Annotated in this window: 1 protein-coding gene; it reads left to right on the top strand. The window is 46.6% G+C overall.

Annotated elements, in window-relative coordinates; translation table 11 throughout:
* A partial coding sequence (locus EI28_RS14600; RefSeq protein WP_048115541.1) for a hypothetical protein occupies window positions 1-504 on the top strand: 504 nt, incomplete at its 5' end.
* Between the last annotated feature and the right edge of the window lie 63 nt (window positions 505-567).

Here is a 567-nt window from a genome sequence, read left to right on the forward strand (position 1 = left end):
CTTTGTGACTTTTATATATCGTATCTCGCCCTAAACGAGCTTTTTTCTGCCATAAGAGATGAACTACGGACGATAATCCTTTTCAAAAACGGCCTGCCCATCTCCCGCTGGCGTGACGGGAGAAATTTCCCTGAGATTCCTGATGAATGTACGGAAGCTATCTATGCAAAGATCCAGAGTACGTTCGATGTATTGTTTGAAAATGGCGCAATCGTGCCACTTTCAGATGAGCCTGGAGAGAACGGAGATAACTTCTCCGAGATATTCGCGTGGCTGATCTTCAGCAGTAAGGGGATTGAAACCCAGGATGCAATTCTGTTAACAACTGCCATCCTTGTCCGGGCAGAGTGTTTTGTCACCAAAGATGACAAACTGCGCAGAGAAGTTAGAGATACTCTTAAACAGAGGTATAATATCGAGTTGCTTCAGCCGGGATCTGCGTTGAGCAGATTAAGAAGCATGAGGAAAAGAGGAAGCTTCTATACAAAGCACCTCTCTACCTAGCCAGCTAAACCATTAGGCCTGCGGGTTTTGGGACCAAAGACACGCCAGGGCTCTAACCCGCGA

The sequence above is a fragment of the Methanoculleus sp. MH98A genome (assembly GCF_000691865.1).
Classification (GTDB): domain Archaea; phylum Halobacteriota; class Methanomicrobia; order Methanomicrobiales; family Methanoculleaceae; genus Methanoculleus.